The organism is Variovorax sp. GW821-FHT06D12, from assembly GCF_059419205.1.
In genome coordinates this window covers 25512-40374 of the sequence record NZ_JBWKRI010000001.1, presented here as the reverse complement: position 1 = coordinate 40374, position 14863 = coordinate 25512, and the positions used below count along the sequence as shown (strand labels likewise).

General features: G+C 67.9%; 13 protein-coding genes and 1 tRNA gene. 6 read left to right on the top strand and 8 right to left on the bottom strand.

Going from position 1 to position 14863, the window contains the following annotated elements:
- Positions 1 to 166 precede the first annotated feature (166 nt).
- From AC07SQ_RS00190 to AC07SQ_RS00180, 3 genes are all read right to left on the bottom strand, one after another.
- Positions 167 to 243: transfer RNA gene (locus AC07SQ_RS00190), tRNA-Val, on the bottom strand.
- 38 nt (positions 244 to 281) lie between these two features.
- Complete coding sequence (locus tag AC07SQ_RS00185) at positions 282 to 2471, bottom strand: RelA/SpoT family protein (protein WP_062480706.1); 2190 nt, start codon at positions 2469 to 2471, stop codon at positions 282 to 284.
- A gap of 58 nt (positions 2472 to 2529) precedes the next feature.
- Entirely contained in the window at positions 2530 to 3483 is a 954-nt protein-coding gene (locus AC07SQ_RS00180; RefSeq protein ID WP_495271413.1) for an alpha/beta fold hydrolase, read from the bottom strand.
- A 68-nt stretch (positions 3484 to 3551) separates the two neighbouring features.
- Between AC07SQ_RS00180 and AC07SQ_RS00175 the strand changes: the two genes are divergently transcribed.
- Positions 3552 to 4322: a 3-hydroxybutyrate dehydrogenase gene (locus tag AC07SQ_RS00175; RefSeq protein WP_070060712.1), complete on the top strand. Its 771-nt coding sequence runs from the start codon at positions 3552 to 3554 to the stop codon at positions 4320 to 4322.
- Between the two features lie 64 nt (positions 4323 to 4386).
- Here AC07SQ_RS00175 and AC07SQ_RS00170 read toward each other — a convergent pair whose 3' ends face one another.
- Together AC07SQ_RS00170 and AC07SQ_RS00165 are read right to left on the bottom strand one after the other, a co-directional pair.
- On the bottom strand, positions 4387 to 5094 hold the full coding sequence (locus tag AC07SQ_RS00170) for an SIMPL domain-containing protein (RefSeq protein WP_062480709.1): 708 nt from the start codon (positions 5092 to 5094) through the stop codon (positions 4387 to 4389).
- A 54-nt stretch (positions 5095 to 5148) separates the two neighbouring features.
- Entirely contained in the window at positions 5149 to 5586 is a 438-nt protein-coding gene (locus AC07SQ_RS00165; protein WP_223301309.1) for a hypothetical protein, read from the bottom strand.
- A 95-nt stretch (positions 5587 to 5681) separates the two neighbouring features.
- Between AC07SQ_RS00165 and ompR the strand changes: the two genes are divergently transcribed.
- The gene (gene ompR / locus AC07SQ_RS00160) at positions 5682 to 6413 is read left to right on the top strand and encodes an osmolarity response regulator transcription factor OmpR (RefSeq protein WP_007837017.1); all 732 of its coding nucleotides are present in this window, start codon (positions 5682 to 5684) and stop codon (positions 6411 to 6413) included.
- Between the two features lie 77 nt (positions 6414 to 6490).
- On the top strand, positions 6491 to 7912 hold the full coding sequence (locus AC07SQ_RS00155) for a sensor histidine kinase family protein (protein WP_062480711.1): 1422 nt from the start codon (positions 6491 to 6493) through the stop codon (positions 7910 to 7912).
- Positions 7913 to 7927: 15 nt separating this feature from the next.
- Here the strand turns inward: AC07SQ_RS00155 and ispF are convergent, their stop codons facing one another.
- Together ispF and ispD are read right to left on the bottom strand one after the other, a co-directional pair.
- Entirely contained in the window at positions 7928 to 8419 is a 492-nt protein-coding gene (gene ispF / locus AC07SQ_RS00150) for a 2-C-methyl-D-erythritol 2,4-cyclodiphosphate synthase (protein ID WP_070060518.1), read from the bottom strand.
- The gene (gene ispD, locus AC07SQ_RS00145) at positions 8416 to 9129 is read right to left on the bottom strand and encodes a 2-C-methyl-D-erythritol 4-phosphate cytidylyltransferase (protein ID WP_062480715.1); all 714 of its coding nucleotides are present in this window, start codon (positions 9127 to 9129) and stop codon (positions 8416 to 8418) included. Before ispD ends, ispF begins: the two co-directional genes overlap by 4 nt.
- 118 nt (positions 9130 to 9247) lie before the next feature.
- On the opposite strand from ispD, the gene mfd reads away from it, so the two are divergent.
- From mfd to AC07SQ_RS00130, 3 genes are read left to right on the top strand one after another with little or no spacing between them, the layout of a single operon-like run.
- Complete coding sequence (gene mfd, locus AC07SQ_RS00140; RefSeq protein WP_495271414.1) at positions 9248 to 12730, top strand: transcription-repair coupling factor; 3483 nt, start codon at positions 9248 to 9250, stop codon at positions 12728 to 12730.
- The gene (gene serB / locus AC07SQ_RS00135) at positions 12727 to 13440 is read left to right on the top strand and encodes a phosphoserine phosphatase SerB (RefSeq protein ID WP_062480719.1); all 714 of its coding nucleotides are present in this window, start codon (positions 12727 to 12729) and stop codon (positions 13438 to 13440) included. The genes mfd and serB overlap by 4 nt, the downstream gene beginning before the upstream one ends.
- The gene (locus AC07SQ_RS00130) at positions 13437 to 14501 is read left to right on the top strand and encodes an Ldh family oxidoreductase (protein WP_495271415.1); all 1065 of its coding nucleotides are present in this window, start codon (positions 13437 to 13439) and stop codon (positions 14499 to 14501) included. The genes serB and AC07SQ_RS00130 overlap by 4 nt, the downstream gene beginning before the upstream one ends.
- Before the next feature lie 6 nt (positions 14502 to 14507).
- Here the strand turns inward: AC07SQ_RS00130 and AC07SQ_RS00125 are convergent, their stop codons facing one another.
- A complete protein-coding gene (locus AC07SQ_RS00125; protein WP_159271932.1) occupies positions 14508 to 14834 on the bottom strand; it encodes a DUF6172 family protein in 327 nt (108 codons plus the stop codon).
- Positions 14835 to 14863: the final 29 nt, after the last annotated feature.

Below are 14863 nucleotides of genomic sequence, written 5' to 3'. Positions count from 1 at the left end.
CAACCACATGGCTCAGGCACCTTGCCTGCACCGCGCGAAGGGCCGCCCGTGAAAGGGGTTTTCGCTTGCGCCGATCACTCAGGACGACCGGGCTGATCCAGAGACAAACACGTCGTCCAAACGACGAACGGGTTGCAGCGAAATCGCTGCAACCCGTGTTTGAATTTGGTAGGCGCGATTGGATTCGAACCAACGACCCCCACCATGTCAAGGTGGTGCTCTAACCAACTGAGCTACGCGCCTAAGAGAAGCATCGAGTATAGCAGGAGAAATGGCCCTTTTCAGCGCCGACGTGCAGATCGCACGCCAGTCACTGCAGTCACCACACTCAACACCTGCGTCAGACGCGCTGCATCGGCGATTTCCACGGTGAAAGTCATCCAGGCTGTGCCCTTGATCGACTGCGTCTGCACGCCGATCACGTTCATCTTCTCGCGTGCGAACACATCGGAAATATCGCGCAGCAAACCCTGGCGGTCGGCTGCTTCCACAGCCACATCCACTGCATAGACCGGTGCATCCGCGCCCTTCTTCGGCAGGCCCCATTCGACATCGATCACGCGTTCGCCGTCCTTCGCGGCCATCGTGCGGAAGTTGCTGCAATCCGCGCGATGCACGCTGACACCATGGCCACGTGTGACGAAGCCACGGATTGCATCCGGCGGCGCCGGCTTGCAGCACTTGGCGAGCTGCGTCATCAGCGACGACACGCCCACCACGAGCACGCCGCCCTTGCCCGACTTCTCGCTGCCGCGCGCCTTCTTGATCTGCACGCCGTCGTCAGGGTTCAGCGCCGGCTCAGGCGGACGCAGCAGCGTCTCGATGTTGCGCAGCGAAAACTCGTCCTTGCCGACCACCTCGAACAGATGATCCGCCGACTTGAAGCCGAGTTGCGACGCCAGGTCTTCGAGCCGCATGGCCGTCTTGCCTTCGCGCTGCAGCAGCTTCTCGACGGCTTCGCGTCCACGCGCCACGGTCTCGTGCGTGATCTGTGCGTTGAACCAGGCACGCACCTTGGCGCGTGCGCGGTGGCTCGCCAGATAACCCAGTTCGGCATTCAGCCAGTCGCGCGACGGACCGCCTTCCTTGGCCGCCATGATCTCGACCGTCTGCCCGTTCGACAGCGGCGTGTTCAGCGGCACCATCGCGCCATCGACACGCGCACCGCGGCAGCGATGCCCCAGCGTCGTGTGCACCGTGTAGGCGAAGTCGACCGGCGTCGCGCCCTGCGGCAACTCGACGATGGCGGCATCGGGCGTGAGCACATAGATGCGGTCGTCGAACAGCCCCTGCCCCTGCAGCCCGCCCGACAGGTCGCGCTCCCAGGCCAGCAGCTGGCGCAGCACGGCGATCTTGGCGTCGTACTCGCCGCTGGCCCAGACACCGGCGTAGCCCTTGTGGCCCGCTTCCTTGTAGGCCCAGTGCGCGGCCACGCCATGCTCGGCGTGGTCGTGCATTTCCTCGGTGCGGATCTGGATCTCGATCGGCTTGCCCACCTTGCCGTCGACGATCTCGCGCACCACCGTGTGCAGCGACTGGTAGCCGTTGGGCTTGGGCCGCGCGATGTAGTCGTCGAACTCCTCGTCGATGGGCTGGAAGTGCGAGTGCACCCAGGCCAGCGCGGCATAGCAGTCCTTCACGTCCGGCACCACCACGCGCAGCGCGAGGATGTCGAAGACCTGCTCGAAGTCGAGCGACTTGCCGCGCATCTTCTTGACGATGCTGTAGATGTTCTTCGGGCGTCCCTGCACCGTGGCCTTGACGCCTTCGGCCTGCAGTTCGTGCTCCAGCTGCGAACGCAACTGCTCGACGTGGCCTTCGCGCTCGATGCGCTTCTCGTCGAGCAGCCGCGCGATCAGCTTGTAGGTCTCGGGCTCGAGAAAGCGGAACGAGAGGTCTTCGATCTCCCACTTCACCTGCCAGATGCCCAGCCGGTTCGCGAGCGGCGCAAACACCTGCAGCGACTCGCGCGCCACGCTCTCGGGCGCGGGCTGCTTGCTGGCTGCCGCGTGCCGCAGCGTCTGCAGGCGCGAGGCCAGCCGCAGCATGACCACGCGCAAGTCGCGCGAGAACGCCAGCAGCATCTTGCGCACGTTCTCGGTCTGCGCGCCGGCGCCTTCGGCGTGGTGCCCTTGCGAAGCCGTGCGCGCCTGCTCCTGCACGCGCACGAGCTTGGTGGTCTCGACCGCGAGCGCCGCGAAGTTGTCGCCGAAAACCTTGGCGATCACTTCCTGCGGGCGGTTCAGGTGCTGGCACGAATACACGAGGTAGCTCGCGGCCTGCATCGCCTCGGAGCCGCCCATCTTCGCAACGATGGCGGCCACCGCATCGGCGTGCGCCAGCGTGTTCTCGCCGGTGTCGAGCTTTTCGTCGGCAATCAGCGGTTCGGCGAACGCGCGGGCGCGCGCCAGCATGTTCTCCATGACCGGCGAGCGGTCGGCCGTGGCGGCCGACAGCGGGTAATCGACCATGACGCCGTCGGACAGGGGTGCCGTCTGAAGGTTCGCAGACTCTCGCTTCACGATGCCCTCAATCGAACAGGAAATTCGTGACGACGGCGACCTGTGCGGGATCGACGAAAGTCGGCGCGTGGCCCACGCCCTCGAACTCGACGAGCGTGGCACGCGGCCCGCGCTGCGTCATCGCCGCCGCCGTCTCGGGCGACAGCAGGTCGGACACCGCGCCGCGCGTGAGCAGCGTGCGCGCCTCGATGGCGTCGTACAGGCTCCACATCACCGCCCCGCCCTGCGCCGCGATCTCCGGCGTGATGGCGCGCAACGGCACGCCGATGGCCGGGTCGTAGTGCAGCAACCAGGCGCCCTCGCCCACCGGGCCGGCACTGGCGGTCTTGGCGGCACCGTCGGCGCTGCGCTCGGACGCCGGCACCACCATGTGCTGCGACAGGGCCCGCCACTGGTCCGGCGTGTGCGGCCCGAAGGTGGTCGACAGGGCCCACATCGCGTCGGCCGCGGCCTGCACGCTCGGAAACTGGCCACTCTTGCCCACATACGCGCCGATGCGCTGGATGGCAGCGGGCTCGACCGTGGGGCCGACATCGTTCGCGACGAAACGGCGAATGGGCCGTGGCAACGGCAGCTCCTTGTGGCCGGCCAGCACGAAGCCGATCAGCCCGCCCATGCTGGTGCCGACGTAGTCGAGCGTGTCGATGGGATGCTCGCCGTGCAGCTGCGCGATCAGCGCCACCATGTCGGCTGCATACACAGGCACTTGATAGAAAGCAGGGTCGCGCAGCCAGTCGCTTCGGCCGCGCCCGACCACGTCGGGACAGACCACGCGCACATCGCCGCCCGCGCGCGCCACGATGGCCTGCGCGAGCACGTCGAAATCGCGCCCCTGCCGGGTCAGCCCGTGCACGCAGACCACGACATGTGCGCTGTGCGCGTCGCCCCATTGCCAATAGGCCATGCGATGACCGCCCTGGGCGTCGTTGCAGGCCACGTCGTGAAGGGTCGGTTCTGTCATGGAAACGGAGGGGTTCGGGTGCGGATAATGGTCTCGTTGCATCCTAATTCATCCGGAGATTGATCTTCATGCTCAAAGGCAAAACCGCGCTTGTCACGGGGTCCACCAGTGGCATTGGCTTCGCCATCGCCAAGGCGCTGGCCCAACAGGGCGCACACATCGTGCTCAACGGTTTCGGCGACGCCGACACCCCCAAGGCCCAGATCGAGGCGCTCGGCGTGCGCGCCGAGTACCACGGGGCCGACATGAGCAAGCCCGACCAGATCGAGGACATGATGAACTTCGCCGCGTCGAAGTTCGGCCGTGTCGACATCCTCGTCAACAACGCCGGCATCCAGCACGTGGCCAAGGTCGAGGACTTCCCGACCGAACGCTGGGACGCGATCCTCGCGATCAACCTCACGAGCGCCTTCCACACGACGCGCCTGGCGATCCCCGCGATGCGCGAGGCCAACTGGGGCCGCATCATCAACGTGGCGTCGGCGCACGGGCTCGTGGCCTCGGCGCAGAAGTCGGCCTATGTCGCAGCCAAGCACGGCATCGTCGGCCTGACCAAGTCGGTGGCGCTCGAAACCGCCACCACCGGCGTCACCTGCAACGCGATCAGCCCGGGCTGGGTGCTCACGGCGCTGGTGCAAAAGCAGATCGACGACCGCGCGGCCCGCGAAGGCATTTCAGCCCTCCAGGCGCAGAACGAATTGCTGGGTGAAAAGCAGCCCTCGCTGCAGTTCACGACGGTCGAGCAACTGGGCGGGCTGGCCGTCTTCCTGAGCTCTCCCGCCGCCGATCAGGTGCGGGGCGTCGCCTGGGCCATGGATGGCGGCTGGACGGCTCAGTAAATAAACAGAGACAACAAAAAAACGTCGGCGGCACTCGTCCGCCGGCGCTTCGCTCTTTGTCTTCCTACTTGAGCTGCACCGAGCCGGAGACGTTCACGACCACGCTGGTCTTGCCCGCTTCCACCGGCACGGCCGAATCGGCGGCCGAGAACGACTTGGCCTGCATGGCCATCACGCGCGGGCGGATCGGGCCGCTGTCGTTCGCGTTCACCGACACCTCGCGCAGCGTGTAGCCGCCAAAGCCGAAGCCCTTGGCCAGCTCGCCGGCCTTCTGCTTGAAGTTGTCGATGGCGATGTTCTGCGCCTCAGTCTCGGTCTTGGCGCGCTGCTCGCGGCTCAGGCCGAAACCGACGTTGCCCACGCTGAGCGTGCTGATGCGCCCGGCCGTCTGGGTGATGCGCGCGAAGTCGCGGCCCTCTAGCACGAGCTCGGTCGAACCCTGCCAGCCGTTGATCTTGCCGTCCTTGGTGTAGCGCGGCGAGAGACTGAAGTTGCCGGTGCGCACGTCGAGCTGGCCCGGCTGCGCGTTCTTCTTGGCCTCGGCCAGCGCGGCATCGAGCGCCGTCTTGAGCTGGGTCTGCACGGTGCCCGCCTCGGCGGCGTCGCGCGTGGTGACGAGGGTCATGCTCAGCAGGTCTTGCTGAACTTCGACGGTGCCGGAGGCCGACAGCTGGAGCACGTTTTGTGGAGCAGGCATGACGGCATTCTGGGCCAAGGCGGCGCCGGCAAAGGTCAACGCGGCGCAGGCCGCGATCAATTGAACAGTCTTCAAGACAGATTTCTCCCTGGTGGATGCGAGGAAAAGCCCTCGCCCGCGCCTTCTTCTTCAGTGGCGCAGGCTGCGCGGCGCGGTTTGCGGACTGGCGACGGGCTGCGGTACCGGCACGATGCGCTCGGCAGGCTGTGATTCTGCCGAATTCAGAAGTACCCCCGTTCCCGCGGGCACCCACTGCCCCCGGACCTGCTGCCTCAACTCGAACAGTTCACCCGCCGTGAGACGGCGCCCCGCCAGCGCTTCGCCGCGGCGCTGCTCTTCCCGCTGGGCCGCCCGGTGCGCGGCCACGGCATCGCGCACTTCGCTGCGGCGCCCTTCACTGACCCGCAAAAACCCTTCGGAAGCGACGGACGTCGCACCACAGGCGCATGCGAAAAAAAGCAGAGGCAAGGCAGAAAAAGAAGGTCTCATCGCGCAATCGTCATAAGGCAGCACGGACTGTGCCACCGCCGGGCAAAGCCCGGATGACCAGACGGCGAGCGGCCGCAAGTTGTGTAACTTAGTGTCAACCACTACGGAATTCGGCAGCAATGGGGTCCTAACGCCTTCAGAATCGGCGCTGTTACAAATTCAACGTTGTAGAAATGACTCAAGTTCCCGCTCGCACCGACAAGATCGTGATCGTCGACGACGACGCCCGCATCCGCGACCTGCTGCGCCGCTACCTGACGCAGGAAGGATTCGAAGTGATCGTGGCCGAGGACGGCAAGGCGCTCAACCGCATCCTGTTGCGCGACACGGTCGACCTGATCGTGCTCGACCTGATGATGCCCGGCGAAGACGGCCTCTCCGTGTGCCGCCGTCTGCGTGCCGCCAACGACCGCACGCCGATCATCATGCTCACCGCCAAGGGTGAGGACGTGGACCGCATCGTCGGTCTCGAAGTCGGCGCCGACGACTACCTCGGCAAGCCCTTCAACCCGCGCGAACTGCTGGCCCGCGTGCACGCCGTGCTGCGCCGCCGTCCGCCGCTCGAGGCGCCCGGCGCCCCCTCCACCGAGAACGAGACCGTCACCTTCGGCCCGTTCGCCTTCGACCTCGGCTCGCGCACCCTGAAGAAGGACGGCGAAGAACTCTCGCTGACCACCGGCGAGTTCGCGATGCTGAAGGCGCTGGTGCGCCACCCGCGCCAGCCGCTGTCGCGCGAAAAGCTGGCCCAGCTGGCACGCGGCCGCGAATTCGAGCCCTTCGACCGCAGCCTGGACGTGCAGATCTCGCGCCTGCGCAAGCTGGTCGAGTCCGACGCCGCGGCGCCGCGCTACATCCAGACCGTCTGGGGCGTGGGCTACGTGTTCGTGCCGGACGGCACGGCCTGACGATCCGCTGAGAGGTGGCCATCGGCCTCCATTCCGCCCGACCTGACCCGGCCCAGGAGGACGGTGCGCAAGTCACGATGCCGAGCCCGCTCGAAGCGAGCGCGCAGCGTGACCGCCGCCCCGGCCTCAAGCTGGGCTTCAGCCTTTTCTGGCGCACCTTCTTTCTGCTCGCACTGCTGCTGATCGGCTGCACGGTCGCGTGGCTGCAGACCTTCCGCTCGCTCGAGTACGAGCCACGCGCCATCCAGACCGGACACCAGATCGCCTCGCTCGTGAACCTCACACGCGCGGCGCTGGTGTACTCGGACGCGATCACGCGGGTCTCGCTGATCAAGACGCTGGCCGACCAGGAAGGCGTACGCATCCTGCCGCGCGAGCCCAACGACCGCTTCCAGCCCTACACCAGCGGCGCGCTCGACGAACGCGTCACCGAAGAGCTGATCGCCCAGCTGGGCGAAGGCACCACGGTGGCCAGCCGCGTGAACGACGAGCCGGGCCTGTGGATCGGCTTCACCATCGAGAGCGACACCTACTGGCTGCTGCTAGACCCCACGCGCTTCAGCCGCGTGGGCGGGCGCACCTGGCTGGTCTGGCTCAGCACGGCGATGGCGCTGTCGCTCGCGGGCGCGGCGCTGATCACGCGACTCATCAACCTGCCGCTCAAGCAGCTGTCGCGCGCCACCTTGCAGGTGCGCGAGGGCGAGTACGAGGCGCACCGGCTCGACGAGCGCGCCCGCACCAACGAGATCCGCGCGGTGAACATCGGCTTCAACCGCATGGCCGACCAGCTCGCCAAGATCGAGCAGGACCGCGCCATCATGCTGGCCGGCATCTCGCACGACCTGCGCACGCCGCTGGCGCGGCTGCGGCTCGAGACCGAGATGAGCGTGGCCGACGAAGACGCGCGCGACCACATGGCCGCCGACATCGCGCAGCTCGACGCGATCATCGACAAGTTCCTCGACTACGCCCGCCCCGACCATGTCGACCAGCGCCCCGTGCTGCTGCGCGACGTGATCGACGCCTGCACCTACGCCGTGCAGGACTACGAAGAGATGAACATCCACGTCGACGTGCCCGCCGACCTGAAGGTGATGGGCGACGAGGTGGAGCTCACGCGCGTGATCTCCAACCTGGTCGAGAACGCCCGGCGCTACGGCAAGACGCCGTCGACCGGCGTGGCCGACGTCACGATCCAGGCGCAGGCCAACAACGACGCGGTGCTGATCAAGGTGCGCGACCACGGCGCGGGCGTCGAGCCCGCCCTGCTCGTGCAGCTGACCAAGCCCTTCTTCCGCGGCGACGCAGCGCGCACCTCGGCGGCCGGCGCCGGCCTGGGGCTGTCGATCGTGGCGAAGAACATCGAGCGCATGGGCGGCACCTTCGCGCTCACCAGCACGCCGGGCCGGGGCCTCGCAGCCCACATCCGGATGCCCCGCGCGATGCCGGCGGGCAGCAGCAAGCCCGGCGAGGTGCCGGGCAAGAAACAGGTCGCCTGAAGAAGAACCCCGGGTTCAGCGGTGCAGCAGCACCGCGGCACGGGCTTCCATCGCCCGGCCCTCGCCCACCGGGCCGAGCTTCTCGGCCGTCTTGGCTTTCACATTGACCTGATCGAGCGCGATGCCCAGCGTGTCGGCGATGCGCTGGCACATGGCCGGGATGTGCGGCGCCAGCTTGGGCGCCTGGGCGATCACGGTGCTGTCGACGTTGCCGATTTCCCAGCCGGCGGCCCGCACGCGGCGCGCCGCCTCGGCCAGCAGCACGGCCGAATCGGCGCCGCGGAACTGGGCGTCGGTGTCGGGAAAATGCCGGCCGATGTCGCCCAGCCCGGCCCCGCCGAGCAGCGCGTCGGTGATGGCGTGCAGCAGCACGTCGGCGTCCGAATGCCCGAGCAGGCCGGTGGTGTGCGGCACCTCGATGCCACCCAGGATGAGCTTGCGCCCCGCCACCAGCTGGTGGACGTCCCAGCCTTCGCCGATGCGGATGTTGAACGGTGTCGTCGTCATGCCATGGCCTTCTTGCGGCCGAGCAGCACCGCCTCGGCCAGTGCGAAATCTTCGGGGAAGGTGACCTTGAAGTTCTGCGCGCTGCCGGGCACCAGCAGCGGCGCCAGGCCGAGGGTCTCGATGGCGCTGGCCTCGTCGGTCACCACGTCGCCCACGCGCTCCAGTGCGTCGAGCAGCATGCCGATGCGGAACATCTGCGGCGTCTGGGCCAGCCACTTGTCGGCGCGCGGCAGGGTCTGGGTCGAGCGGCTGTCGGTCGACGACACCTTCAGCGTGTCGGCCAGCCGCTGCGCCAGCAGGCCGCCGACGGCATCGTGCTCGCAGGCGGCGATGAGCGCCTCGATCTGGCTGGACGTGACCAGGCAGCGCGCCGCGTCGTGCACCAGCACCCAGTCGTGCGGCCCGGCGCCCTTCTGGCGCAGCGCCGCCAGGCCGTTGCGCACCGAAGCGGCGCGCGTCAGGCCGCCCACGCGCAGCAGGTACTCGCCGGTCACGGGGAAGCGCGGCAGCGCCGTCTGCACCTCGCGGTCGTCGGGCGACACCACCACGGCCACGCCCGCGAAACGCCCGGCCAGCGCACGGAACGCGTCCACCGTGTGGGCCACCATCGACTGGCCCGCCAGACGCCGGTACTGCTTGGGCTGCGCGCCGCCGGCGCGGTGGCCGGAACCGGCACAGGGGATCAGCACGTAGAAACGGGAAGAAGACATGGAGGGTGCGGCACGGGCCGATGGCCGACAAGCGGATAAGGGGCCGCCATTCTAGAATTGACATTCGCACACCCCTCGCCGTCCGGCGCGGGGTGTCGTGCATTTTTCGAACCGCTCCATGGACCTCCCCCTTCTCCCGGCGGGCAAGCGTTTCACGCTGCCGCGTCCCCCGTTGTCGGCCGATGCGCTGATGCTGGCCCAGCTCGGCATGCGCGAGAAGGCCGCGGGGCGCGCCACCGCGATGTTCACCGCCGACGCGAACGACGCCCAGCGGCTCATCGACGAAATCGCCTTCTTCGCCCCCGAGCTGCGCTGCGCCCTGTTCCCCGACTGGGAAACGCTGCCCTACGACAGCTTCTCGCCGCACCAGGACCTGATCAGCGAGCGCCTGGCCACGCTGTGGCGCATCAGCCAGAAAGAGGCCGACGTGGTGCTGGTGCCCGCCACCACCGCGCTGTACCGGCTGGCGCCGCCGGCCTTCCTGGCCGGCTACACCTTCCAGTTCAAGGCCAAGCAGAAGCTGCAGGAGTCCAAGCTCAAGGCGCAGCTCACGCTGGCCGGCTACAGCCACGTCACGCAGGTGGTGAGCCCGGGCGAGTACGCGGTGCGCGGCGGCCTGATCGACCTGTTCCCGATGGGCTCGCCGGTGCCGTTTCGCGTCGACCTGTTCGACGACGAGATCGACTCCATCCGCACCTTCGACCCCGACACCCAGCGCAGCCTGTATCCCGTGCCCGAGGTGCGCCTGCTGCCGGGCCGCGAGTTCCCGATGGACGACGACGCCCGCGCGCGCTTTCGCAGCCGCTGGCGCGAACTGCTCGAGGGCGACCCGACCAAGAGCCGCATCTACAAGGACATGGGCAACGGCGTGGCCACCGCCGGCATCGAGTACTACCTGCCGCTGTTCTTCGACGAGACGGCCACGGTGTTCGACTACCTCGGCCCCGACGCCACCGTCGTGCTGCACGGCGACCTCGAACCCGCGTTCCAGCATTTCTGGCAGGACACCAACGAGCGCTACCGCCTGGTGCAGGGCGACCCCGAGCGCCCCGCGCTGCCGCCCGAGGCGCTGTTCCTCAACGCCGAGCAGTTCTACCAGCGCGCCAAGCCGCACGCGCAGCTCGCCATTCGCGGCGACATCGCCACCGACGCGCCCTACGCCGAGTTCGACAAGCTGCCGCCCTTTGCCGTCGTGCGCGGCGCCGAAGACCCGCTGGTCGGCCTGAAGGCCCACATCGCCGCCACGCCGCACCGCGTGCTGCTCATCGCCGAGAGCGACGGCCGCCGCGAGAGCCTGCTCGACTTCCTGCGCGCCAGCGGCGTGAACCCGCCGGCCTTCGACTCGCTGGCCGAGTTCGAAGCCTCGGGCGACGAAAAGATCGGCATCGCCACCGCCGCGCTGGCCTCGGGCTTCGCGTGGCGCGAACAGGCGATCGACTTCGTCACCGAGACCGAGCTGTTCGCCACCGCGCCCACCACGCGCCGGCGCAACAAGAAGCAGGAACAGGTCAGCGACGTCGAGGCGCTGATCAAGGACCTGTCCGAACTCAACGTGGGCGACCCGGTGGTCCATAGCGCGCACGGCATCGGCCGCTACCGCGGCCTGATCCACATGGACCTGGGCCAGGGCACGGATGCCGACGGCAAGCCGCTGCTGCAGGAAATGCTGCACCTGGAGTACGCCGACAAAGCCACGCTCTACGTGCCCGTGAGCCAGCTGCACCAGATCAGCCGCTACACCGGCGTCAGCGCCGACGAGGCGCCGCTGCACAAGCTGGGCTCCGGCCAGTGGGAAAAGGCCAAGCGCAAGGCCGCCGAACAGGTGCGCGACTCGGCCGCCGAGCTGCTCAACATCTACGCCCGCCGCGCCGCGCGCGAAGGCCATGCCTTCCGCTACTCGCCGGCCGACTACGAGGTGTTCGCCAACGACTTCGGCTTCCAGGAAACCGCCGACCAGAAGGCCGCCATCCACGCCGTGGTGCAGGACATGATCTCGCCCCAACCGATGGACCGCCTCGTGTGCGGCGACGTGGGCTTCGGCAAGACCGAGGTCGCGCTGCGCGCCGCCTTCATCGCCGTCACCGGCGGCAAGCAGGTGGCGTTTCTCGCGCCCACCACGCTGCTGGCCGAGCAGCATTACCAGACGCTGGTCGACCGCTTTGCCAAGTGGCCGGTGAAGGTGGCCGAGATGAGCCGCTTCCGCTCGGCCAAGGAAATCACGGCCGCCGCCAAGGGCCTGGCCGAAGGCCAGGTCGACATCGTGGTGGGCACGCACAAGCTGCTCTCGCAGTCGGTCAAGTTCAAGAACCTGGGCCTGCTCATCATCGACGAGGAGCACCGTTTCGGCGTGCGCCACAAGGAGGCGATGAAGGCGATGCGCGCCGAGGTCGACGTGCTCACGCTCACCGCCACGCCGATCCCGCGCACACTGGGCATGGCGCTCGAAGGCCTGCGCGACCTGAGCGTGATCGCCACCGCGCCGCAGCGCCGCCTGGCCATCAAGACCTTCGTGCGCAACGAGGGCACGGGCGTGATCCGCGAAGCCGTGCTGCGCGAATTGAAGCGCGGCGGGCAGGTCTACTTCCTGCACAACGAGGTCGAGACCATCGAGAACCGGCGCCAGAAGCTCGAAGAAATCCTGCCCGAGGCCCGCATCGCCGTGGCGCACGGCCAGATGCCCGAGCGCGAGCTGGAGCGCGTGATGCGCGACTTCGTGGCCCAGCGCTACAACATGCTGCTGTGCTCGACCATCATCGAGACCGGCATCGACGTGCCCACCGCCAACACCATCGTGATGAGCCGCGCCGACAAGTTCGGCCTGGCGCAACTGCACCAGCTGCGCGGGCGCGTCGGCCGCAGCCACCACCAAGCCTATGCCTACCTGATGGTGCCGGACACCGAAGGCCTGACCAAGCAGGCCTCGCAGCGGCTCGAAGCCATCCAGCAGATGGAAGAACTGGGCTCGGGCTTCTACCTCGCGATGCACGACCTGGAAATTCGCGGCACCGGCGAGGTGCTCGGCGAGAACCAGAGCGGCAACATGATGGAGATCGGCTTCCAGCTCTACAACGAGATGCTCAGCGAAGCCGTGCGCTCGCTGAAGGCCGGGCAGGAGCCCGACCTGCTCTCGCCGCTGTCGGTCACGACCGAGATCAACCTGCACGCCCCCGCCCTGCTGCCCGACGACTACTGCGGCGACGTGCACCTGCGGCTGTCGTTCTACAAGAAGCTCGCCACCGCGAAGAACCCCGACCAGATCGACACGCTGCTGGAAGAAATCGTCGACCGCTTCGGCAAGCTGCCGCCGCAGGCGCAGACGTTGATCGACACGCACCGCCTGCGCGTGCTCGCGCGGCCCTACGGCGTGGTCAAGGTCGATGCGGCGCCGGGCATCATCAACATCACCTTCCGCAAGGACGCGCCAGTGGACGGCATGGCCATCATCCAGCTGATCCAGAAGAACAAGCACATCAAGCTCGCCGGCAACGAGAAGCTGCGCATCGAGCGCGAACTCAAGGAGCCTAAGGACCGCGCCCAGATGGTGCGTGACGTGCTGCGCAGCCTCGGACAACCCCTCGTCAAGGAAACCGCCCCCGCATGAGCGCTACGACAGAAATCTCCCCCGGCCTCGTCCTCCAGCGCGTGAAGCCGCCGCTGAAGCTCGCCGACTTCAAGCTGATCGCGTTCGACATGGACTCGACGCTCATCAACATCGAATGCATCGACGAGATCGCCGATGCCGTCGGCAAGAAGGCCGAGGTGGCTGCGATCACCGAAGCCACGATGCGCGGCGAGATCAAGGACTTCAAGGAAAGCCTGCGCCGCCGCGTGGCGCTGCTGCAGGGCGTGCCCGTGGCCGCGCTGCAGCAGGTGTACGACGAGCGCCTGAAGCTCAACCCCGGCGCCACCGAACTGGTGGCGGCCTGCAAGAAGGCAGGCCTCAAGGTGCTGCTGGTGTCGGGCGGCTTCACCTTCTTCGCCAACCGCGTGAAGGACCGCCTGGGCATCGACTTCGCACGCTCCAACCTGCTCGACGAAGCCGACGGCCAGCTCACCGGCCAGGTCGTGACGCAAAGCTGGGGCGACATCTGCGACGGCGCCGAAAAGCGCCGCACGCTGCTGGAGGTGGCCTCGCTCATGGGCATCTCGCCGCAGGAAACCATCGCCGTGGGCGACGGCGCCAACGACCTGCCGATGATGGGCGAGGCCGGGCTGTCGGTGGCCTATCACGCCAAGCCGAAGGTGCGCGAGCAGGCCATGGTGGCGATCAACGAAGGCGGGCTCGACCGCGTGCTGGAAATCCTGAAATGACCGACGCCGCCCCGCTGTACCGCGCCGACGCGCTGCGCGACTACGCCAGCGCCCTGCTGCAGAAAGCGGGGCTCGCGGCCTCGATGGCCGACAGCGTGGCGCGCACGCTGGTCGAAGGCGACCTGCTGGGCCACGACACCCACGGCCTTGCGCTGCTGGCCGGCTACGTGAAAGAAATCGAATCGGGCGGCATGACGCGCGACGGTGCGCCCGAGGTGCTGTCCGACCGCCCCGCCGCCGTGCTGTGGGATGGCAAGCGCCTGCCCGGCCCCTGGCTCATGGACCAGGGCATGGACCTGCTGGTGCCGCGTGCGCGCGAACTGGGCACCGCCTCGCTCGTGATCCGCCGCAGCCACCACATCGCCTGCCTCGCGGTCTACATGCTGCGCGCGCTGCAGGAAGACATGCTGATGCTGCTGGCCTGCTCCGACCCCAACACCGCCAGCGTCGCGCCCTTCGGCGGCAGGCAGGCGGTGTTCACGCCGAACCCGCTGGCGATGGGCTTTCCGCTGTCGCAGGGCGGCGTGATGGTCGACATCTCGGCCTCCATCACCACCAACGGCATGAGCAACCGCAAGCGCGCGGCCGGTGAGACTTTCGCCGAGGAATGGCTCATCGACGCCTCCGGCAAGCCGTCGAACAACCCGCAGGTGCTGTTCGACCAGCCGCCCGGCACGCTGCTGCCCGTGGGCGGCCTGAGCCACGGCCACAAGGGCTACGGCATGGCGCTGCTGGTCGAAACGCTCACGGCCGGCCTCGCGGGCCACGGCCGCGCCGACCCGCCCGAAGGCTGGGGCGCGACGGTGCACCTCACGCTGCATGACCTGCACGCCTTCGGCGGCAAGGACGCCTTCCTGCGCCAGATGGACCACGTGGCCGAGAAATGCCGCGACAACGCGCCCATCGACCCGGCCAGGCCTGTGCGGCTGCCAGGTGAAGGCGGGTTGAAGCGTCGGGAAGCGCAATCGGCGAACGGGGTGCGGCTGCACCCGTCGATTGCGCGCTCGCTGCAGGAAGCGGAGCAGCGGCATGGCCTGCGGCTGGCGCAGGCGCTGATCTGACGGGGTTTATTCCTCGCCGTCGTTCTCGGCGTGGTCGGGCGCACCCGCGGGCCGCGGCTGGCGCTTGCCGGGCTTGGCCAGGATCTCGATGTAGAACTGCTTGCCGCCCTCTTTCACCACACCGTCGATGAGGCCGGTGATGGCTGTGAGGTGGATGGTTTCGGCGGATTCCTGGGCGGCGCCGAACCGGCAGTCGAAGTCCCAGAAGTCGGCGCCTTCGGGCAGGTCGCGGCGGCGCTCGCGCTTGATGTACTTGCGAATCTCGTGCTTGACGGCTTCGAGGAGACGGTCGGGGTGCTTGCCCTCGACCTGAAGCTGGAAGGTTTTTCTCATGGGTGATGGTAACCCGCTGTGTAAAGTCG

Excerpts from the sequence above, each read along its gene's own strand:
- AC07SQ_RS00185 (WP_062480706.1), bottom strand. The coding sequence starts at position 2,471 with ATGGTCGATTACCCGCTGTCGGCCGCCACGGCCGACCGCTCGCCGGTC.
- AC07SQ_RS00180 (WP_495271413.1), bottom strand. The coding sequence starts at position 3,483 with ATGACAGAACCGACCCTTCACGACGTGGCCTGCAACGACGCCCAGGGC.
- AC07SQ_RS00175 (WP_070060712.1), top strand. The coding sequence starts at position 3,552 with ATGCTCAAAGGCAAAACCGCGCTTGTCACGGGGTCCACCAGTGGCATT.
- ompR (WP_007837017.1), top strand. The coding sequence starts at position 5,682 with ATGACTCAAGTTCCCGCTCGCACCGACAAGATCGTGATCGTCGACGAC.
- AC07SQ_RS00155 (WP_062480711.1), top strand. The coding sequence starts at position 6,491 with ATGCCGAGCCCGCTCGAAGCGAGCGCGCAGCGTGACCGCCGCCCCGGC.
- ispF (WP_070060518.1), bottom strand. The coding sequence starts at position 8,419 with ATGACGACGACACCGTTCAACATCCGCATCGGCGAAGGCTGGGACGTC.
- ispD (WP_062480715.1), bottom strand. The coding sequence starts at position 9,129 with ATGTCTTCTTCCCGTTTCTACGTGCTGATCCCCTGTGCCGGTTCCGGC.
- mfd (WP_495271414.1), top strand. The coding sequence starts at position 9,248 with ATGGACCTCCCCCTTCTCCCGGCGGGCAAGCGTTTCACGCTGCCGCGT.
- serB (WP_062480719.1), top strand. The coding sequence starts at position 12,727 with ATGAGCGCTACGACAGAAATCTCCCCCGGCCTCGTCCTCCAGCGCGTG.
- AC07SQ_RS00130 (WP_495271415.1), top strand. The coding sequence starts at position 13,437 with ATGACCGACGCCGCCCCGCTGTACCGCGCCGACGCGCTGCGCGACTAC.
- AC07SQ_RS00125 (WP_159271932.1), bottom strand. The coding sequence starts at position 14,834 with ATGAGAAAAACCTTCCAGCTTCAGGTCGAGGGCAAGCACCCCGACCGT.